General features: G+C 39.5%; 19 protein-coding genes and 1 tRNA gene. 18 read left to right on the forward strand and 2 right to left on the reverse strand.

Annotated elements, in window-relative coordinates; all coding sequences use genetic code 11:
• Positions 1 to 123: 123 nt before the first annotated feature.
• The 17 genes from P3G65_RS02495 (at position 124) to P3G65_RS02575 (ending at position 19986) form a co-directional block, all read left to right on the forward strand.
• Complete coding sequence (locus P3G65_RS02495) at positions 124 to 1107, forward strand: LacI family DNA-binding transcriptional regulator (protein WP_019292900.1); 984 nt, start codon at positions 124 to 126, stop codon at positions 1105 to 1107.
• 113 nt (positions 1108 to 1220) lie between these two features.
• Positions 1221 to 1613, forward strand: a complete 393-nt coding sequence (locus P3G65_RS02500) for an RDD family protein (protein WP_019292899.1) — start codon at positions 1221 to 1223, stop codon at positions 1611 to 1613.
• A complete protein-coding gene (locus P3G65_RS02505) occupies positions 1603 to 1854 on the forward strand; it encodes a hypothetical protein (RefSeq protein ID WP_019292898.1) in 252 nt (83 codons plus the stop codon). Before P3G65_RS02500 ends, P3G65_RS02505 begins: the two co-directional genes overlap by 11 nt.
• Positions 1855 to 1903: 49 nt before the next feature.
• Complete coding sequence (locus P3G65_RS02510) at positions 1904 to 4204, forward strand: glycoside hydrolase family 65 protein (RefSeq protein WP_019292897.1); 2301 nt, start codon at positions 1904 to 1906, stop codon at positions 4202 to 4204.
• Between the two features lie 39 nt (positions 4205 to 4243).
• The gene (locus P3G65_RS02515; RefSeq protein WP_019292896.1) at positions 4244 to 5503 is read left to right on the forward strand and encodes an ABC transporter substrate-binding protein; all 1260 of its coding nucleotides are present in this window, start codon (positions 4244 to 4246) and stop codon (positions 5501 to 5503) included.
• A gap of 83 nt (positions 5504 to 5586) precedes the next feature.
• Positions 5587 to 6501, forward strand: coding sequence for a carbohydrate ABC transporter permease (locus P3G65_RS02520; protein ID WP_019292895.1), 915 nt, complete (start codon positions 5587 to 5589; stop codon positions 6499 to 6501).
• Positions 6488 to 7333: a carbohydrate ABC transporter permease gene (locus P3G65_RS02525; RefSeq protein WP_019292894.1), complete on the forward strand. Its 846-nt coding sequence runs from the start codon at positions 6488 to 6490 to the stop codon at positions 7331 to 7333. Before P3G65_RS02520 ends, P3G65_RS02525 begins: the two co-directional genes overlap by 14 nt.
• A 19-nt stretch (positions 7334 to 7352) precedes the next feature.
• Positions 7353 to 9344, forward strand: a complete 1992-nt coding sequence (locus P3G65_RS02530) for a glycoside hydrolase family 65 protein (protein WP_019292893.1) — start codon at positions 7353 to 7355, stop codon at positions 9342 to 9344.
• Entirely contained in the window at positions 9337 to 10014 is a 678-nt protein-coding gene (gene pgmB, locus P3G65_RS02535) for a beta-phosphoglucomutase (protein WP_019292892.1), read from the forward strand. The genes P3G65_RS02530 and pgmB overlap by 8 nt, the downstream gene beginning before the upstream one ends.
• Positions 10015 to 10283: 269 nt before the next feature.
• Positions 10284 to 13931: a pyruvate:ferredoxin (flavodoxin) oxidoreductase gene (nifJ, locus tag P3G65_RS02540; RefSeq protein ID WP_100205818.1), complete on the forward strand. Its 3648-nt coding sequence runs from the start codon at positions 10284 to 10286 to the stop codon at positions 13929 to 13931.
• Between the two features lie 114 nt (positions 13932 to 14045).
• On the forward strand, positions 14046 to 14873 hold the full coding sequence (gene cdaA, locus P3G65_RS02545) for a diadenylate cyclase CdaA (protein WP_019292889.1): 828 nt from the start codon (positions 14046 to 14048) through the stop codon (positions 14871 to 14873).
• Positions 14873 to 15826: a YbbR-like domain-containing protein gene (locus P3G65_RS02550; protein ID WP_284071319.1), complete on the forward strand. Its 954-nt coding sequence runs from the start codon at positions 14873 to 14875 to the stop codon at positions 15824 to 15826. The genes cdaA and P3G65_RS02550 overlap by 1 nt, the downstream gene beginning before the upstream one ends.
• 30 nt (positions 15827 to 15856) lie before the next feature.
• On the forward strand, positions 15857 to 17218 hold the full coding sequence (gene glmM, locus P3G65_RS02555) for a phosphoglucosamine mutase (protein WP_019292887.1): 1362 nt from the start codon (positions 15857 to 15859) through the stop codon (positions 17216 to 17218).
• A gap of 193 nt (positions 17219 to 17411) precedes the next feature.
• Entirely contained in the window at positions 17412 to 17867 is a 456-nt protein-coding gene (gene tsaE / locus P3G65_RS02560) for a tRNA (adenosine(37)-N6)-threonylcarbamoyltransferase complex ATPase subunit type 1 TsaE (protein WP_019292885.1), read from the forward strand.
• The gene (locus P3G65_RS02565; protein WP_019292884.1) at positions 17864 to 18379 is read left to right on the forward strand and encodes a GNAT family N-acetyltransferase; all 516 of its coding nucleotides are present in this window, start codon (positions 17864 to 17866) and stop codon (positions 18377 to 18379) included. Before tsaE ends, P3G65_RS02565 begins: the two co-directional genes overlap by 4 nt.
• A gap of 96 nt (positions 18380 to 18475) precedes the next feature.
• On the forward strand, positions 18476 to 19849 hold the full coding sequence (locus P3G65_RS02570; protein WP_019292883.1) for an LCP family protein: 1374 nt from the start codon (positions 18476 to 18478) through the stop codon (positions 19847 to 19849).
• A 63-nt stretch (positions 19850 to 19912) separates the two neighbouring features.
• Positions 19913 to 19986: transfer RNA gene (locus P3G65_RS02575), tRNA-Arg, on the forward strand.
• 157 nt (positions 19987 to 20143) lie between these two features.
• Here P3G65_RS02575 and P3G65_RS02580 read toward each other — a convergent pair.
• Together P3G65_RS02580 and P3G65_RS02585 are read right to left on the reverse strand one after the other, a co-directional pair.
• Positions 20144 to 20734, reverse strand: coding sequence for a hypothetical protein (locus P3G65_RS02580; RefSeq protein ID WP_019294176.1), 591 nt, complete (start codon positions 20732 to 20734; stop codon positions 20144 to 20146).
• An 11-nt stretch (positions 20735 to 20745) separates the two neighbouring features.
• Entirely contained in the window at positions 20746 to 21090 is a 345-nt protein-coding gene (locus P3G65_RS02585) for an XRE family transcriptional regulator (protein WP_019292652.1), read from the reverse strand.
• A gap of 280 nt (positions 21091 to 21370) precedes the next feature.
• On the opposite strand from P3G65_RS02585, the gene P3G65_RS02590 reads away from it, so the two are divergent.
• Entirely contained in the window at positions 21371 to 21577 is a 207-nt protein-coding gene (locus tag P3G65_RS02590; protein WP_019292651.1) for a hypothetical protein, read from the forward strand.
• Positions 21578 to 21586: the final 9 nt, after the last annotated feature.

Here is a 21586-nt window from a genome sequence, read left to right on the forward strand (position 1 = left end):
CAAGAAGTAAAAGCTTAGAATGCCTAGAGATAGGCATTTTTCTTGTCAAATAAAAAAACGTTTTAGTTCTTGATAGTACGTATGAAAAATGCTATGATGAAAACAGTTTGTACGAGGAGAAAGATGAAAAAAATAACTATTAAAGATGTGGCAAAAGCTGCAGGTGTGTCCATTAGTGCTGTTTCTCGTGTCTTTAATGGCTACGAGGACATCAGTGAAGAAACTCAGAAAAAAGTTTTTGCTGCGGCTGAGAAACTAGAGTACACTCCTAATAGTGCAGCGCGACACTTATCCACCAAAAAAAAGAAAATCATTGCCCTCGTTTTGAATGAAATAAATGTAACACGCGGTGTTGCGATGCCTCTCGAAATATTAGGTGGAGTCATTGATAGTGTTGACCAAACCGATTATGAATTTATGTTTATTCCAACAGACCGTAAAAAGCAGGAAAAAAAGTCGCTCTTGCAGCTGGCTCGAGAATATGATCTTTCAGGAATCATCATCCAAGGCTTACGGACATCAGATCCTTATTATGAAGAATTGTCGGGCTTATCCTTGCCAATCGTAGGAATCGATCTGGCCCTGGATGATTTGAATATCGGATCGGTAGCTGTCGACAACTATGGGGCTTCGATTGAAGTGACAGAGCGCTTAATTCATGCGGGCTATAAGAAGATTCTTTTTGTAAATGGCTCTAAAGAAGCAGTCGTTTCGCAAACACGTGAAGCCGGATATCGAAAAGGCTTAGGGCAATGTGAGCCACATGTTCTTTATGCTGATTATCAAGAACAAAAAGCATTTGATTTAATTCGGGAATATCCTAATGTGGCACAATTTGACGCTATTTATGCAGCCAGTGATTTGATGGCAATTGGGATTATTAAAGCATTAATTCAACGCCAGATGATAAATGAGATTGCTGTTGTGGGTTTTGATGACATCACTTTGGCCTCATACATTACCCCAACTTTAAGTACGGTAAGACAGAATATTAGTGAAATTACAAAAAATGCCGTTTCGGATGTGATTGAGCAGATAGAAGAAGGACGCGTACGAAAACGACTGATTCCATATGAAATTATTGTGAGAGAAAGTGCACGATTTTAGTGAGTGCACTTTTTTGTGATATAAAATAAAAGTAAAAAAAATATCAGAAGCACTTGACAAATGATAACGATTACATTATACTATAACTAGCTAAAACGTTTTAGGAGATTGAAATGAAATTCTTACTAATGATTCAACGTCTTTTAGCCAGTATGATTGACCTCATCGTTGTCTATTTACCAGTCTTACTGATAAGCAGTAGCTTATTTCCAAGGCTGGGGAGTTTTAATCAACTTATAGCAGCTTTTCTCTTCATTGCTTACAATGCTCTAGCAGTGGCGAGTTTTGAGGGCAAAACCATTGGTAAATATTTTGCCAAGCTACGTGTAGAAGCTTTTTCAAAAAATTTAGCAGATGTCGCACAAAGGGAGGGAATTAAGATTTTATATTTAATACCACTCGCTGGTTGGTTCTTTATTGGTGTGAGTCTTGTCACCTATGGTTTAAGAGGTCAATTTTTGCACGACTGGCTCGGGAAAGGAAAGGTAATTATAGATGGTAGATAACTTATCCACTTGGTCTTTACTTTCACCCTTGGTCATGACAGTATTGGTAAGCTATGCTATTGCATGGTATTATCGTGAAAATTATGATCCGAAGTACTATTTAAGAGCTTATATAGTTTATACGATTGCGTTTTTAATAACGAGTCCTGTATGGCATATTCCTCTTATCCTGAGTTTAGGTATCATCCTTTTAGGAGCAGTCGTACTTATTTTCAGAAACCAACACTATTTTGATAAATAATTTTTTTAACTAAAACTAAAACGTTTTAGTGATAAGGAGTAATAAATAAATGAGCGCAAGAATGAGTTATGGAGATTGGACAATTAGTCAAGAAGGATTTGATGTCCGTTATCTTGGAAAAACAGAAAGTGTGATGAGCTTAGGGAACGGGTATATCGGCTCACGCGCGGCAGAAGAAGAATCTTATATCGGTCAAAGCAGAGATACATTTGTTTCAGGAACCTTCAACTATTTTGATGTAAATGAAGTCACTGAGTTGCCAAATGTCCCCGATGTTTGGGGCATGGATTTTCAAATTAATGGTCAGCCATTTTCTCTTTTGACAGGAAAAATTGAAACTTACAAAAAAACGCTTAACTTAAAAAGTGGACTCCTCACGCGAGAAGTGAGGTGGTCTAAAGACGATGTGTCCCTAAAAATGACTTTTAAACGTTTTATCTCCAAAAAACGGCGGCATATTATGGCTGCGCAAGTTCATATCGAAAATCTTGGTTCTCCTGTTTCCATTGGCATTAAAACAGGTATCAATGGCCAAGTCTCAAATGAGGGAAGTCAGCATTTTACGGAAGGTGAAAAGGGCCTCATTGATGGTAAGATTTTACAAATGTGTCCACAAACCACACACCGTAAACTGGATTTTGTTATTTCAGCTTGCCATGAGTTGAAAAAGGTTCAAGCCACATCCCGTCCGGAAATTGGGCGGCGCAGTTTCTCTATGAACTTTGATTTTAAACTTGCAGAAAATGAGCAGGTCACCTTAGAAAAGCGTGCTTCTGTTTATACTAGTATTGATAATGATATCAACGATTCCAGTATTCAAAACATGCGCCATGTGGCAGTAAGTGAACTTCAGGACTTGGAAAGTCAAAGTTTTGAAGAGCTGCTTGCTGAATCTACTCAGGCTTGGGCGGAGATCTGGCAAAAGCATCCTATAAAGATAAAATCTGAAGATCCACGTGACCAACTGGCGATTCGTTTTGCTAAATATCATTTACATAGCATGGTACCTGCCCACGATGAGAGAATGAATATCGGAGCTAAAGGCTTATCTGGCCAAGGTTATAAAGGCCATACCTTTTGGGATACAGAAGTTTTCATGTTGCCTTATTTTACTTTTACGCATCCAGAAATTGCCGAGAAATTGTTGACTTACCGTTATTTAGGATTAGCTGGTGCACACAAGAAGGCCATTGACAATGGCTATGAAGGTGCGCAGTATCCTTGGGAAGCCGCTTGGCCTACAGATGGTGAGGTGACACCGGTCTGGGGAGCAGCGGATATCGTAACAGGAAAGGCAATGAAAATCTTGTCTGGCTTTATTGAACAACATATCACCTCGGATGTAGCTTTTGGGGTAAAACAATATCTCGATGTCACAGGAAATCAAGCTTTCGCAAATGAAAAAGCTTATGAAATATTAGTAGATACTGCTAAATTCTGGGCTTCCAGATTAGAATTTGATACCTCTAGTGCTCAATATGTCATTACAAATGTTATGGGACCCGATGAATATAAAGAAGAAATTAACAATAATGCTTATACGAACTACACGGCACACTGGAACATTTCTTATGTTATTGATTTGATTGAACATTTGAAAGCTAAAAAACCAGAAGTGTACGCTAGATTAGATGAGAAATTTAACTTAGAGGCGCTACAGGCTGATCTTAAAGCGAAGGTTGATAAAATTTTCTTGCCTCAACCTACAAATGCTGGCATTATTCCGCAAGATGATAGCTATTTAAGCAAGCCTGAACTTGATTTGACCAAGTATAAATCAGCAGATGGCGTTGATGGCCTCTTCCATGACTATAATTTGCACCAAGTAAATGGTTTCCAAGTGACGAAACAAGCTGACGTATTGTTACTCATGCTGTTGTTTGAAGGATTGTTTGAAAAGGAATTAAAACTTAAAAACTTTGATTACTATGAGCCAAAAACGACACACGATAGCTCACTGTCGCTCTCGACGCACGCTATTTTATCTGCAGACTTAGGTAAGCTCAATCAATCCTATGACTTTTTTAAGCAAGCTATGAATATTGATATGGGAGAATACATGAAATCTTCTGATCCTGGCATTCATGCGGCATCTTTAGGAGGAATATGGCAAATGGTGGTATTTGGTTATGGTGGCGTACGTATGATTGAAGGTAAGCTCCGCATTGAACCCAATCTACCTCAAGCTTGGTCTCATTTATCGTATGGTTTCGACTACCAAGGACAAGCTATTTCTGTTGAAATTGGTAAAGGAAAAATGGTTCTGACAAAAGCAGAAGGTCCTGCTCTACAATTTATCCATAAAGATCAAATCATGAATCTTGAAGACACATTAACAATTACGCTATAAATTGGGCATTTCTGCCTCTAAAATAAAGGAGTTTTTCAAATGAAAAATTGGAAAAAAGTAACAATTTTCGGCACAGCAGCCTTGGCTGCTTTAACATTGGCGGCTTGTGGTCAGGGAACGTCCTCTGCAGAAGATGGTAAAAAGCTAACTATTGGTTATTGGAAAGGGTCTGATACCGAAAATGCAACCCTTGATAAAATGATTAAACAATTTGAAGAAGAAAATGATGTGGATGTTGTCCCTAAAGTTTATACAGATATCACCACACAGTTACCAACAGATCTGTCGGGCGGTACAGCACCGGATGCTTTCTATATTGACTCGGCGTTCTTTCCCTACTTACAGGAGCAAGGTGTGTTGAATGATCTGTCAGACGTTATTAATCAAGAGGATTTCTATCCAACGATTTCAAGTGCTTTTGAAGCAGATGGAAAGCCTTATGCTGCAGCAAAAGATGTTTCTACACTGGCAATTTATATTAATAAAGACATTTTTGAAAAAGCAGGGATTGATCAAGCCAGCATTCCAAAATCCTATGAAGAACTGGTCAAATGGGCACCTGAAGCTCAGGCTAAGATTGATGCAGCATATGGCAAAGGCAAGGTTTATCTGATTAACCAAAATGCTGATTTGGCACGTACATGGCCGTTCCAAATGGCAAGAGGAACGTCACCAATTACGGAGGAGGGTAAGTCTGATCTGGCTAATCCAGATTCGATAGCAGGTCTTAAAACGATTGTTGACTTGTTTAATGCGGGTGCAGCAGCAACACCACAACAGGTTGGTGCTGGCGATGAAGGTGCAGGCTTTGCGACAGGAAAATTTGCAATGACTCTGACCGGAAACTGGAATTATAAGGTTTATTTGGATGAATATAAAGACTTGAACTTTGATATCATCCCTAACCTGACATATCAAGGGAAGCCGATGACCATGCAATTTACTGTCGGGTGGGGCGAGTATAAGAATACTAAATCAAAAGACTTAGCAGATAAATGGATTAAGTTTGTAACCGGTAAGGAAGGAATGACAACATGGACAAATGGTGTGGGTACCTTAGCAACTCGTCCAGATGTAGCTGAAGGATCAGCATTCTTGAAAGAAAATCCGCGCTTGCAAGTTCATCAAGATTCGATTAAATTTGCGACATCATGGCAGTCCGGTACTAACTTAACAACCGTTCAGAATGCTTTTGGAAACTTTATACCAACAGCTTTTAAACAAGGTGCAACTGCAGATGATTTAAAAGCAGCAATGGAAAAAGCAGATAAAGAAGCCAACAGTAAAATTGGAAATTAATTAATATTTGGACAGTCAGTAAAAAATTTGAGAGTATCAGAGTTCTGGTACTTTCATAAGAGTTACTGACTGGAGGAAAAACTATGGAAAAACAAAAACGTACCAAGAGCCAGATTTCAGAAATGATTCAAGGCTATGGATTCATCACACCTGCATTGTTAATCATTTTAGTCTTCTTTGTTTTAGCGATTCTTTTCGCTGTATATTTATCCTTCAATGATGTTAATCTCATCATGCATACTTACGAGTGGAATGGATTTAGAAATTATCAAAATTTATTTCAAGACAAGCAGCTACTTCGTGCCTTGCAAAACACGGGTTTCTTTGCTCTTGTTGTTGTGCCTGTGCAAACGATTATCGCCTTAGTCATTGCTTACATTTTAGCTTCCAAGGGGATTAAAGCTAAGAAAATGTTTCGACTCATTTATTTCTTACCCACTTTGACTTCAAGTGCCGCTTTGACATTGATTTTCATGTTTGTCTTTAACCTTAATGGCCCAATCAATGGCTTTCTTGAAAGTATCCATTTGATTGATGGACCGATTAACTTTATCAATGATACAGACTGGACGTTGAAAGTAATTATGGTGATGAATATTTGGTCTACTGTGCCTTACTTTATGACCATCTACCTTGCTTCGTTGGTTGATTTACCAGATGCCATGTATGAAGCAGCTGAAATCGATGGGGCGAATGCTTTTCAAAAATTGCGTTATATCACGATTCCTTATTTGCGTCCGATTACAACCTTTGTTTTGCTCACAGGTATTATTGGGACATTCCAAATGTTTGACCAAGCCTATATCTTTTCTGGAGGAACGGGAGGACCTGAAAATTCAACCTTGACAGTCAGTCTCTTGATTTTCCAATATGCTTTTGGTCAACAAAATCAAATGGGGTATGCAGCGGTCATTGCGATTATGCTTGCGATAATCATCTTCGTAGTCTCACGCATTGCTGAAAAATTGAATGGAGGAAATGGGCATGAGAAAAACTAAAAAGCAAAAAGCCTTGAAAATCTTACTTTATACTATCCTGATCATCTATGCTTTTGTCACTTTCTATCCTTTCATGTGGGCAGTAGCAGCATCATTTAAACCCTTAGCCGAAATTACATCAGGAAATTTATCGCTCTGGTCTGATAACTTTACCTTGGAACAATACCGCTATCTCTTTGATCCTGTTTCAGGCTCTCTTTTCCCACAGTGGTTGATGAACTCTATTATTATTTCTGTCATTGGTACAACTGTGAATATTTTCTTAAATACAATGGCTGGTTATGCCTTAGCTCGTCTCCAGTTTCCTGGACGTCAACGCATTTATTATGGCATTTTAGCGATGATGATGGTTCCCACTCAGGTTCTTCTCATCCCCAACTATTTGATTATCCAAAACTTGGGCATGATGGATTCCTTTGCTGCATTGATTTTACCTATGGCAATCAACATTTCAAATATTTTTATGATGCGTCAATTTTTCTTAAACTTCCCTAAGGACGTTGAGGAAGCCGCACGTATTGATGGCTTATCACGGGTAGGAACCTTCTTTCGTATTGTGATGCCCTTGGCTAAACCATCCATTGCAACACAGGGTGTTTTCGTCTTCATGGGCTTTTGGAATAATTTCCTCTCGCCCATGCTTTATTTGAAAACACAGAGTAAATTTACGCTGACTGTAGGTCTTCAAATGTTGCAATCAGCTGACCAAGGAGGACAGATGTGGAACCGCGTGATGGCAGCTTCAATCCTCACGATCTTACCTATCATCGTTCTCTACATCATCTTTAACCGTTACTTCTTACAAGGTGTACGTATGGATGGAGAGAAATAAAAACGAGGATGAATAAATAATGAAAAATTTTGAATTACGACTTGAGGACATAGGAAACCATTCTTCAGGAAATATTGAAACTCTCTTTGCCCAAGCTAATGGTTTTATGGGGATACGTGCCAGTGAGCCAATAGCCACAGCACAAGCTACGCCGGGTGTATTTGTAAATGGATTTTATGAAAAACATGAAATTATTTATGGAGAAAATGCTTATGGTTATGCGAAACATCATGAGACAATGATAAAACTGTTTGATTTACGACGAATCGATATCGAAATAGATGGTGAAGCGCTGGAAGTTTTAAAAAATCAAGAGCGCTGTCTAGATATGCAAACAGGTTTACTTCATGAAACGTTTGTTTATGAAACAGTTTCAGGGAAACAAATTATGCTGAGTTTAGAATCCTTTGCAAGTCATGCAGATCGGCAAGTGTATGCCCAATACTGGACAATATCAGCACTGAATTTCTCTGGTCAAGCTAAGATTACGAAAAAGGCACGATTAATTCAGCCGCAAGCTGAGAAAGCATTTGACCCACGGGTGCGTGAAGCCAGCACACAAATGCACCAAGAAGGAAATTGCTACCAAACTTTAAATAGTCAGTTGAAAATTTATGTTAAGTTCGATGCTTTTGAAGGGACAATTGATTTGAGAGAAGGTCAGGATGTTAGCCTGACACAGCTTTACCAAATATCGAAGGCCAATCATTTTGAGACACATTCTTATGAAGCATTGAAAAAGCAACAAATTGATATTTTTAAGGCCTTCTGGGAGAGTTCCGATATCGAAATCAACGGGGATGATGTGCTGCAAAAAGGTATTCGAGTAAATCTTTTTCATCTGTTCAACTCTGCTGGTCGAGATGGAAAGACGAACTTTGGAGCGAAAGGTCTGACAGGTGAGGGATACGAAGGACATTATTTCTGGGATACTGAAATGTACTTATTACCTTTCTTTATTCACACGCAGCCAGAACTGGCTAAGCAACTCCTAACCTATCGTATACATATTTTACCTGCCGCACAAGCGCGAGCAGCAGAGCTTGATTTTAAAGGTGCTTTATATCCTTGGCGGACAATTTCAGGCCAAGAAACCTCAGCCTACTTTCCAGCAGGCACAGGACAAGTTCATATCAATGCAGACATTGCACATGCTTTTAGACTTTATCATAAAGTCACGGGTGATGATGCCTTTATGGAAAGAGCCAAATCAGTTATTTATGAAACGGCCAATTTTTGGTTATCTTACGGTTTCTTTTCAAAACGAGGTTTTGAGATTCACGAAGTCACTGGACCAGATGAGTATACAGCTTTGGTTAATAATAATTACTATACGAATAAAATGGCCCAACAAAACTTGAAATACGCTGCCGAACTTGCTCAACAATTTGGTGATAAAGATGAGAAGAGTAAATTATGGGCTGAAGCGGCTCAGAAAATGTATTTTGTACCTGTCAATGAAGCTGGTATTACGCCGCAAGATGAATCTTTCTTGACGAAAGAAGTCTGGCATTTTGAAGATACACCTTCAGAAAATTATCCCTTACTGCTTAATTATCATCCCATGAAAATTTATAAACATCAGGTTTTAAAGCAAGCGGATACTTTACTTGGGCATATGATTTTCGCCGGTGAAACAAAGCGTGAACAAATAGGGCGGGACTTTGATTATTATGAACCAATGACCACCCATGACAGTAGCTTGTCACGTGCGGTTTATGGTGTTGTCGCGAGTCATTTAGGACGTCATGATTTAGCTTATGAATTCTTTAAAGATGCGGCTACAATGGACCTGACTGACCTGCAAGGGAATGCCAGCCATGGTATTCACGCGGCCAATATGGGAGGCTCTTGGCTAGGATTAATCTACGGCTTTGCAGGTTTACATCTTACAGCTGATGGCTTTGCTGTCAAAAATAATCTCCCAAAGGAGATAAAAGGGCTTAGATTTAAGATTAAGTTCAAAGGACAAACTAAAATATTTGAAATTGGAGAAATTGAGCATGTTTAAAGCAGTTTTATTTGATCTTGACGGGGTGATTGCAGATACCGCAGAATACCATTATCAGGCGTGGCGAATTTTAGCAGAGGAACTAGGAATTGAGGGAGTCGATCGTACATTTAATGAGCAACTCAAAGGCGTTTCACGAGAGGATTCTTTGAGGAAAATATTATCTTTAGGAAACCGAGAAAATGATTTTTCTATGGAAGAATTTGCCACACTAACAAAACGGAAAAATGACAATTATTTACAGATGATTCAAAAAGTCAGTCCAGCAGACGTTTATCCAGGGATTTTAGAGTTGCTGCAAGAATTAAAGGACTGTGATATTAAAATTGCTTTGGCTTCAGCTTCTAAAAATGGTCCGATACTTTTGGAGCGTATGGCATTAACCCCTTATTTTGATTTTATAGCAAATCCAGAAAAGGTTGCAGCCTCAAAACCAGCACCAGATATTTTCCAAGCGGCAGCAGCAGGAGTTGGTATTTCTCTAGAAGAAGCCATTGGAATTGAAGATGCACAGGCAGGAATTACAGCTATTAAAGCTGCGGGAAGTTTACCTGTTGGAGTAGGGTGTGCGGAAGACTTGGGCTCCGACATTACTTTAGTGCCTCAGACGGACTGCCTAACTTTAAATTATTTGACAGAAATTTGGGAGAAAAATAAAGGTGCTTATTAAAAGTACCTTTTTATTATTATGTGTTGGCTTTTACCTATGAAAATGAGGCTAGGAAAGTTGTGGTTTACTTACAGTGAACACTCTTTTTGTCAAAAGTGTTTGACACTCATCACTCATGGAGCCTATAATTAAAAGTGCTAAAATAGAAGTAGTCAAAAATTTAAGCGTAAGAGCTCTTGGATTTTCAGGAATATTTCCACAGAAAAAACAAATGACACCGTTTTTTCTGATGAAAAACCAAATAAATGCTTTTACATAAGGACTTTATCATGAAAAAAACTATGGATGGGAATATGGCAGCCGCACATGTTGCGTATGCTTTCTCTGAAATTGCAATGATTTACCCCATTACGCCAAGTTCACCAATGGCTGATTATACAGATGCTTGGTCGATTTCGGGCCGCAAAAATATTTGGGGACAACCTGTTAAACTGAGCGAGATGCAATCAGAAGCAGGTGCTGCTGGAGCTTTGCATGGTGCCATAAAAGCTGGAGCTCTAGCAACAACATTTACCTCGTCTCAGGGGCTTTTACTGATGTTGCCCAATATGTATAAGATGGCAGGCGAACTTCTTCCTGGGCTTATCCACGTGGCAGCACGTGCTATTGCAACAGGTGCACTGAATATCTCAGGCGATCATTCGGATGTTATGGCAGCGCGTTCCACAGGTTTTGCCATGTTAGCAGCATCTAGCGTCCAAGAAGTTATGGACTTGTCAGCTGTATCCCACCTGACAACAATTGAAGCATCGGTGCCCTTTTTAAACTTCTTTGATGGTTTTCGCACCTCACATGAAATCCAAAAAATTGATGTTCTGGATTACGAAGACCTAGCAAAATTGATTAATCAAGAGAAATTAAGTGCTTTCCGTCAACGTGCGATGAATCCAGACCATCCAACTGTGTCAGGAACCAATCAGAATGCTGATATCTATTTCCAACAGCGTGAAACGGTCAATCCATATTATGAGGAACTTCCTCAACTCGTTCAAAAATACATGCGGGAAATAAATCACTTGCGTGGGACGGATTATGATCTGGTAGATTACTATGGAGCACCAGATGCCGAAGAAGTTATTGTAAGTATGGGATCTGTTGCCGGAACAGTTAAACAAACTGTTGATTACCTGAATCATCAAGGGCGCAAAGTGGGCTTTTTGAATATCCATCTTTACCGTCCATTTCCCTCAGAAAATTTTCTTGAAAAATTACCTAAAACGGTGACTTCACTTGCCGTACTTGACCGGACAAAAGAAGCAGGAAGTAATGCTGAGCCTCTTTTACTCGATATTAAAGATTTGCTGTTTGAGCAAAATATTTATGTTATTGGTGGACGTTACGGTATAGGTGGTAAAGATACGCGACCAGAGCACATCGTGGCAGTTTTCGAGCAGCTAAAAAATAAATCTGTGAAGAAAAGCTTTACTATCGGTATAGATGATGATCAGACTCATCTTTCCTTACCGCTTGCAGGGAACTTGGATCTCACTTCAGCAGATACTTATCAAGCAAAATTCTGGGGCTTTGGTTCAGATGGGACCGTGGGTGCGAATAAAGCTGCTATTAAAATCATCGGTGACCATACGGACAAATATGTTCAAGGTGCCTTTGAGTACGATTCGAAAAAATCAGGTGGACTGACCGTAAGTCATTTGCGCTTTGGTGACAGTCCTATTCAGTCGGAGTATATGATTTCGCATCCTGACTTTGTAGCCTGCCATAATACAACTTATGTGCGCCAATATGATTTAACAAAAGGCTTGCGCCCTGGAGGGATTTTCCTCCTTAATACAAGCTGGACAGATGAACAACTTGATCGAAATTTACCTGCCCAGCTTAAAAAGTATATTGCGGAACATGCGATTCGTTTCTACACAATCGATGCTGCTAAGATTGCACAAACCACTGGTTTGGGGCGACGCATTAATACCATCATGCAAGTTGCTTTCTTTAAGTTGACCAACATTATGCCCTTTGATAAGGTCTATGCGATTCTTAAAGAGGATGCACAGAAGTATGCCCGTAAATCGCCAAAGATTGTAGAGCAAAATTTACAAGCTATGGAAGCAGCCCTGCATCATTTACATGAAGTAAAAGTACCTACCTCATGGGCTGACACAGAAGAAAAAGTTACCAAAGCCGCTCCGGCAGATACAGCACGTAAACGCTATGTTTTCAACTTTTTAGATAAGGTCAATGCCTTTGAAGGTGATCAATTAACTGTTCAGGATGTGGCTACCAATGTAGCAGCAGGAAGTAGTCCGCTAGGAATATCTGCTTTTGAAAAACGCGGCATTGCTTTGGAAGTTCCAGAATGGAACGGCGCTGCATGTACGCAATGTAATGAATGTTCTTTTGTCTGTCCACATGCTGCCATTCGTCCTTTCCTCGCAGATGAAGATGAATGGAATGTGGCGCCAGAAGGCTTCAGTGTGATGGATTACCGTGGCAAAGACGGTCTGAAGTACCGGATTCAAGTTTCCGTAGAGGATTGTACAGGCTGTGGACTCTGCGTGGAAGCTTGTCCGAAAAAAGGGCAAGCCCTAAAAATGGTACCTTATGAAAGTCAAAAAACTCAAGCCATCAACTGGGCTTTTGGGATGACACTTAAGCAAAAAGAAAATCCAGCACGCTCTGGTACAGTCGCTGCTACACAGTTTAACCAACCACTCTTTGAGTTTTCTGGTGCGTGTTCTGGCTGTGGGGAAACGCCTTATATCAAACTGCTTACACAGATGTTTGGTGATCGTATGATGATCTCCAATGCCACAGGATGTTCTTCTATTTATGGGGGGACACAGGCTGCCCCTTATGCCACAAATAATGTTGGGCAAGGTCCAGCATGGTCAAATTCGCTCTTTGAAGATAATGCTGAATACGGTTATGGCATGTGGTTTGCAAGTCAAACAAGACGGCAAAAACTTGCAGCACAAGTTAAGGTAGCCCTACCTGAAATGTCGGCTACCTTAGCACAGTTAGCTGAGGATTGGCTGGAGCACCTGGAAGATTCTGAAGGTACAAGAGCACGTGCTGAAAAGTTCAAAGCCGTGCTTAAAGAGGAAAAAGAAAATTCAGCTCTGCTACAAGAAATATATAATGAAAAAGACCAATTTGTAAAACCTACACAGTGGATTTTTGGTGGCGATGGCTGGGCCTATGATATTGGATTTGGTGGATTGGATCACGTTATTGCCAGCGGTGCAGATGTAAATATCCTCGTTATGGATAACGAAGTTTATGCCAATACAGGTGGACAGGTTTCCAAAGGTACACCGGCAAGTGCGATTGCGCAGTTTGCTTCTGGCGGAAAGGTTGCTGCGAAGAAAGATCTTGGCTTTATGGCTATGACTTACGGCAATGTTTATGTCGCTCAAATCGCAAGTGGTGCAAACATGATGCAAACAATCAAAGCCTTTGATGAAGCGGAAAAACATAAGGGCCCTTCTCTAATTATTGCCTATACACCATGTATTACACATGGAAACTATGAGGGAATGAGCAAGGTGCTTGATGAAGCAAAAGCTGCAGTAAACAGTGGATATTGGCAACTTTACCGCTACAATCCAGCACTTGAAGAAGTTGGAAAAAATCCTCTGACATTAGATTTTAAACGTCCAGATTTTGGACAAGTAAGAGAATTGTTGGTGAAACAGTCTCGCTTTGCCAATCTTATGAAGGTCAATGCAGAGCAAGCAGAATTGCTTTATGCAAAAGCTGCGGCAGATGCGAAGAAAAAATTCTTACGGTATGCCCGAATGTCAGGGGATTACGAAAAATTTATTGCTCGTGAAGCAAAAGCTTCGGATAAAAAAGCTGCGCAGCCAGTTCGTGAAAAAAGAGAAAGAAAAGAACGCCCAGTAGATCCTGAGCGTGAGGCAAGACGAGCTGCACGAAAAGCTGCACGTCAAGCAAAATAAAAAAGAGAAAAGCGGCAACTTAGTGTAAGTCGCTTTTTCTTTATGTGGGAGATAACATAAAGAAATGTATTTTTGGTATAATAGTAAAGAATAAGTCAGTGAGGAGGGCAGTATGTGAGTGATTTTAGTCAAATTTTTAATCTTGACTTCTGGCAAAAAATATTGGAGTTAAACCAATCGCCTTGGCGTGTGTTCATTTCAATCATCGATATCGCTATTGTAAGCTTTTTTCTTTATTTAGCTATGCGTTTTGTACAAGGCACAAAGCTGGTCAGCTTAGTACGTGGTGTTATTATTTTTGTTCTCATAAGAATAGTTGCTGGTTTGATCGGTTTGACCACTTTAGAGTGGCTACTCAATCAAGTAATTACCTATGGTGCGATTGCCGGTGTTATTATCTTTCAACCAGAAATACGTAGAGCTTTGGAAGGATTAGGTCGGACGACCAATCGGTTATCCGGTGGACGCAACCGGTCTATCAATAGCTATATTGAGGCATATGAAAAATCTTTTGCCTATATGTCTGAGCGTAAAATTGGAGCACTCATTGCTATTGAGCGAACACAAACTCTGAGTGAGTATGCTTCCACAGGGATAAGGTTAGATGCAGATATCTCCAGTGAATTAATCATCAATATCTTTATCCCGAATACGCCTTTACATGATGGGGCAGTGATTATTCAAGATGATAAAATTGCTGTAACCAGTGCCTACCTTCCTTTAACTGAGAAAACGGGAATATCCAAAGAGTTTGGGACACGACATCGTGCAGCTATAGGTTTATCAGAATCTTCAGATGCTTTAGTTCTTGTTGTTTCGGAAGAAACAGGAGGAATATCTATCGCTTATAATGGTGAGTTGTACGCGGATATTTCAAAAGAAGTGTTCCATGAAAAACTTATCGCTATTTTGGGACCAGAAGAAACAGGAGGCAAAAAATAATGAGAAATAATTTTTTCGCTTCAAAACTTTTTACAATCTTAGCTTCCATTTTCTTTGCAGTAATTTTATTCTTTAATGCAAGCTCTGCTGCGTTGAGAAATCAAGGTAACTCAACAACTGGAGAAGTTTATACGACAACTATTTCCAATGTACCAATTGAAATTAAGTATAATTCAGATGAATATTTTTCCAGTGGTTATAATAATACTGCTAATGTCTACCTGACAAGTTACAATCGCGTTCAGATTAATACAGAAGAAAACCCGGATTCTCGGAACTTTTATCTTGTGGTGGATTTATCCAATGCAAAAGAAGGAACAGTGACGATGCCCGTACGTATCCAACAACTTCCTAATGGCATAAATGCACAAATTGAACCTACAACCTTGACCGTTCGCTTAGAAAAGAAAGCCAGTGCTGAATTTAATGTAACACCCTTGATTGAACAAGCGCAGCTACCAGATGGTTTCAAAGTTAATGACATCAAGCTGAGTCAAGAAAAAGTCAAAGTAACAGCAGGGGAAACAAGCATCAAACAAATCCATGCCATCCAAGCGGCCTTACCAAGTGATGCATACTTAAATGATGATTACTCTGGTACGGTTACCTTGCATGCAGTTGATGCTGACGGAAAATTACTTCCCGCACAAATCAGTCCGGCGACAGTGCAAATGAAAGTGAGCGTAGAAAAGCCGTCAAAAACAGTCCCAGTTAATGTGAAGAAAACGGGAACACTTGACCAAAGTCTTTCAGACATGAAGACGTCTCTCTCTCAGAAGACAGTCACCATTTCAGGAGAACAAAGTGCTCTAGATAAGATTAATAGTGTTGATGCGACGGTAAACATATCTAATATTACGGAAAAAGAGACTGTAAATGTCGATATACAGGCAAATGGAGCAAGTGTGAAACCTAGTCAAGTAGAAGTAACAATGACTCCAGTAAAAAAATAAATAAGTAAAAAAAGAAAAGAGAAGAATAAAATGGGTAAATATTTTGGAACAGATGGCGTTCGTGGAGAGGCAAATGTAGAGTTAACGCCAGAAATGGCCTTTAAACTTGGGCGCTTTGGTGGCTATGTTCTTAGCCAACATGAAATCGGAACACCAAAAGTGTATGTAGCACGTGATCCACGTATTTCGGGTCAGATGCTTTCAACAAGCCTTATTTCAGGTCTGTTATCAGTAGGGATTGAGGTTTATGACTTGGGTGTTATTGCTACACCAGGAGTGGCTTATTTGGTCCGTAAAGAAGAAGCCTCTGCAGGGGTTATGATTTCTGCCAGCCATAATCCAGCCTTGGATAACGGAATTAAGTTCTTCGGAGCAGATGGTTTTAAACTTGACGATGATAAAGAGTTAGAAATCGAAGCTTTGATTGATGCTGAAGAAGATAAATTACCACGACCTTCTGCTGAAGGTTTGGGAATTTTACACGATTATAATGAAGCTGTACGTAAATATCAAGCATTTTTGAAAACAACAGCTGAAGGCGATTTTGAAGGTTACAAAATTGTACTCGATACAGCTAATGGTGCTTCATATACATCTGCGCGTGCTGTGTTTGCTGATTTAAATGCCGAACTCACAGTGATTGGTGAAAATCCAAATGGACTTAATATTAATGACGGTGTTGGTTCAACACACCCAGAGAAAACAGCAGATACGGTTGTAGAAACTGGAAGCGACATTGGTCTGGCTTTCGATGGTGATGCGGATCGTCTTATCGCAGTAGATGAAAATGGCAATATCGTTGATGGTGACAAAATTATGTTCATCGTTGGGAAGTATCTCCTTGAGCAAGGGAAATTAGCAAAAGATACCGTAGTTACAACTGTAATGTCTAATCTTGGTTTTCATTTAGCATTGGAAGAAGCAGGTATGAATTCCGTAGTAACGGCTGTAGGTGACCGCTATGTTGTGGAAGAAATGCGTAAAAATAATTACAATTTTGGCGGTGAACAGTCAGGTCATATGGTCTTCTTGGACTACAATACGACCGGTGATGGACAACTCTCAGCTATCCAACTTGTAAAAGTCATGCGTGAAACAGGTAAAAAATTATCAGAACTAGCAGCTGAAGTCACAATTTATCCTCAAAAACTTGTAAATGTTCGTGTAGCAAATAACGCTGCTAAAGAAGGGGCAATGGATATTCCAGCTATACGTGAAGTTATTACGGCCATGGAAGAAAAAATGAACGGCAAAGGCCGCATTCTTGTCCGCCCAAGTGGAACAGAACCACTTCTCCGTGTTATGGCTGAAGCACCAACAGATGAAGAAGTAAATGAAGTTGTTGACACAATAGTTGACGTAGTCAAAGAAGAAATTGGCGTAAAACTATAAAAGAAAAAGATTCGTAAGGAATCTTTTTTTGTTCCCAGACATACTGCATGAAAGAGGAAAGGAGTCAATGGCCAAAGACAAGACTCCTTTAGACTTTGCTAGAGTCACACAAGACTTAGCGAAAAACAATCACTTCCGTTTTCCGGGATTTAATTACTAATTTTCACGTGTTGAGTTGTGCTATAATAAGGCTATGAAATTAAAAGTTAATGAAGAAAAGATGCTCGCATTTGCAGAGCGTTTAGGTGGCCTTCTTCAGGCACAAGATATTATTGTTTTGACAGGAGAGCTTGGTGCAGGTAAAACAACCTTTGTGAAGGGTTTAGCTGTGGGCTTAGGAATTTCGCAGATGATTAAGAGCCCAACTTACACCATTGTACGAGAATACGAGGAAGGAAAGCTCCCTTTATATCATATGGATGTTTACCGTGCAGGAGATGATCCTGACAGCTTTGACCTTGACGATTATCTTTTTGGTGAAGGCATATCTGTTATTGAATGGGGCGAGCTACTGGGAGAAAGTCTACCTGAATCCTACTTAGAAGTGAAATTTGATAAATACGCAGACGGCTTTGCAACGGATGCTGAACGTGTCTTAGAACTTCTTCCACATGGACAACGCTATGAGGCACTACTAGGAGAATTATGAGCACAGAGTTACTGATTCGTGAAGCAACTCCTGAAGATAGCATAAAGCTTATTGCTTTTCTTAATCAGGTAGGAAAAGAAAGTCATTTTCTGACTTTAGATGAGGCGGGGATTCTTATGTCGCCCACGCAGATGCAAGATTACTTGACACAGATTCTTACGAAGGACAATAACGCTTATTTTCTAGCCTTTATTGGTCAAGAAATTGCTGGCGTTCTACATATTACGGCAGATTTTCACTATCGCATACGCCATATTGGGGATATTTTTATTGCTGTAAGTTCACAATTTCAAGGTTATGGTATTGCTTCTTTTTTATTTGAGGATGCCCTTGAATGGATTGAGGAGATGGACGTGATAAAGCGACTTGAATTAACTGTTCAAAAACGCAACAAAGCAGCTATCCATTTATATGAAAAGTTTGGTTTTGAGCTTGAAACAGTCCAAAAATATGGCGCACGCGATGAACATGGACAATTGATAGATGTGTATCAAATGGTCAAATTTTTCTAAGTGAAATAAGAGTGATCAGATAGGAAAAAAGAAGCCTATCTGGTTGCTTTTTTCATTTCCTGTTGTTTATTTGTAGAAATTTGATATAATTTTACTATGAAACTTTGGAAAAAATCGCTGTTGATGATCGTTGGGATCATCGCCTTAACGGCTGGAGCAGCCACTGTCTATGTTTCGACAGTTTTAGATAGCACAACAAAAGCATTTTCGAAAACCTATGCGGAAGTTGGAAGCACAGATGCGGGAAAAATTATCAAAGCGACTGAGCCATTAACAATTTTACTCATGGGTGTCGATACTGGAGGAGCTGACCGCGGAGGATCAACCAGCTGGGATGGTAACTCAGACTCACAGATCGTTATGACCCTTAATCCCAAAACGAATACAACAACGATGGTTTCTCTTGAGCGAGATGTCATGTCAAACATTTTGGATAATAAAGGTAATACTGTTTCGACACAGAAGATGAATGCCGCTTATCCGATGGGGTATAATGCAGGAGGGCTGGAAACAGGTGTCCAATATGCCATGAAGACAATCGGAGAACAGGCTGGTATTAATGTTGATAACTTCCTCATGATTAACTTTGATGGCTTGGTCAACTTGGTCAATGATGTGGGCGGTATTGATATTGACAATACAACTGGGCAGACTCTTTATATCTCTGACACAGAGCCGGAGTACACTGCGAAAGTTCCACCAGGTAAACAACACATTAATGGAGACCAAGCGCTGGTTTATTCGCGTGATCGCCATCACTTACCTAATGGAGACTATGGTCGTGCAGCACACCAGCGTGAAGTTATTTCAGCAGTTGTGACGAAGCTCTTGGCATTGAACAATATCACTCAATATCAAAAATTCTTGGACGATATTAGTGAAGACATCAAAACAAATATTCCAATCAATGGCTCAACTTTAACTTCTTTATTAGGTTATAGAGATTGTTTTAATAAAGTAGTTTCGATTCAATATCAAGGGATTGATTATATGAATCCAGGAGATGGTGGTTCTTATCAGCTGTTATCTACAAATACGACTTTAGCCGTTCAAAACGCTTTACGAAACTCTCTGAAAAAAGAGACAGGCAATAGTTTAAGTAATAATTTAATTACATACGAAACATTAACTGGTAATATACCTGATGCCTATTTCATGCCTTCAGCAACAGTAACAGAAAATGGCAAGTCAACTGTTTATGGTATTGATGTCAATGGTTCTTTTGTAAATCTTGACAGCAGCAATTCTGCTACCTATGTTGCGACAGATGGTAGCGCAGCGACAAGTGATAAGCCAACTTCATCGGATAAAACAAAATCTTCTGAAGAAAGTCAGGCTGATGCAACTACCCCAGATCCTTATGGGGCTTCTGTAGACGATGACGCAGCATATGGAACAACTGACCCAGGAATGGGAGGTGCGAGTGCAGATGGTACAACCACTTATGTTGATCCTTATACAGGACAATAATTGCTTCAATTAGAAAAATATGATAGACTAGACAAGTAGTGTAAAAATCTACTTGTCTATTTTGGTCCGATAGCTCAGCTGGATAGAGCATTCGCCTTCTAAGCGAACGGTCGAGGGTTCGAATCCCCCTCGGATCATGGTGCCAAACCTCGCTCCGCCTTCGTGGCGGGGCATTTTTTGTTCTAAAAGTAAAGCTTAAAAGATGGCTTTTTAAATTAAAAAAATAAAGCACTTCATGGGAAGTGCTTTATTTTATACTATATATCGAAAGGCGTACTCCGCATTAGTTCAAAGTTAGCACGCGTAATCCAACTTTAAAATCTTTTTAAAAATTTCGACGGCAGCATCATAATCCTCATAAGGCAAATTATAGGCTTCAAGAAATTGATAAGTATTGATTTGCTCAACAACATCAAAGTGTGAGATGTAGTCAATCACACATTCTTTGAGCGACATCGTGCTAAAATCTTTCGTTCGGCTGTCTGATTTGTTTAATGCGTGTATCACTTCCTCGTTCACTTTACAGAGTAGCGCAAAAGAAGTGTCACATGGACAACCAGAAATTTCGATAAATTTTTGGAAGAGTTCAAAATTTCCGCCTTCGGACACAAAGATATCCCAGAGGAAGAGGATAGCTTCTTTATTTGTTCGTTTCTCCTGAGGGCTGGTTGTATCACATTCTCCAAGACGATAGCGATCATTATTCTTAATGTGCATTAACTCATGGCACAACTTAAAGGCCTTGACCGTTTTCGGATTAAAAATAGTAATCTTTTTTCTGTTATGTGTGACAGCATCCAATGGAAAATAGTTGTCCCCGATAACTTCAATTCCATATTTTTCTATCTCAAGGATTATACGCTCTATTAGTTCCTGTTCGTTCATAGAGCCCCCACTTAGTCTTCAAGACGCTTACCTAAAATAAGTTTTAATGCCGTTTTGACTTCATCAGTAAGTGGTTTGCCATCAAAAGACACCCATTCGTCCCAGTCAACCTTACTCTCGTCTACTAAAGGAGCAAGGTCGATAGGTTCTTGATGATTGCTTTTTTCTTGGTGACCAAGGAGATAATCAACACTGACATTAAAGTATTTGGCGACTGCTGTTACTTTATCAACACCAGGTGTTTGTTTACTCCAGCGGCGTATTGTTCCATTACCATAGCCCAGATGTTCTTCAATTTGTCTGATGGATACATGCTTTTGGGCCGCTAACTCTTTTATTTTTTCGTATAAATCCAAATTTATTAACCTTTCAGAATAGCTTTATCTGTTTGTAGCATATTGGTATATTTTTCGCTTGACATTTTATACCAATATGCTATAATGTTTCTTGTAAAGAAGATTTGCAACTTTTATAAAGAAGTCCTATAAGGTATGTGTGAGTAAGAATATACACACCAATCAATAGGTTTTTCATTCTACATTAATTGTAGCTTATTAGTATACAAAAGTCAAATTGAGATAGACAAAAGTTCTATAAAAGGTGTGAGTTGAAAAAAGGTACAGAAAGGAAAAAGATATGACAATAATCCAGACAAAAGTTTCTAGGGCTAAAGAAAGAGTTAAAATATCGCAAAGGAAAAGCAAGCAGGAAGAATTAGTCTTTGAGGAGGAACTGCTCAAGCTAGAAATAGAGCGACGCAAGCATGAAAGTAAGGAGAAACGTAGAATGCGGCGTAAGATGCAAAGAGAAAAAATGCTTGCCAACTTGCATCAAAATGATTAAGGAGAAAGA

The sequence above is a fragment of the Lactococcus sp. bn62 genome (assembly GCF_029492705.2).
In the GTDB taxonomy this organism is placed as follows: Bacteria; Bacillota; Bacilli; order Lactobacillales; family Streptococcaceae; genus Lactococcus; species Lactococcus petauri.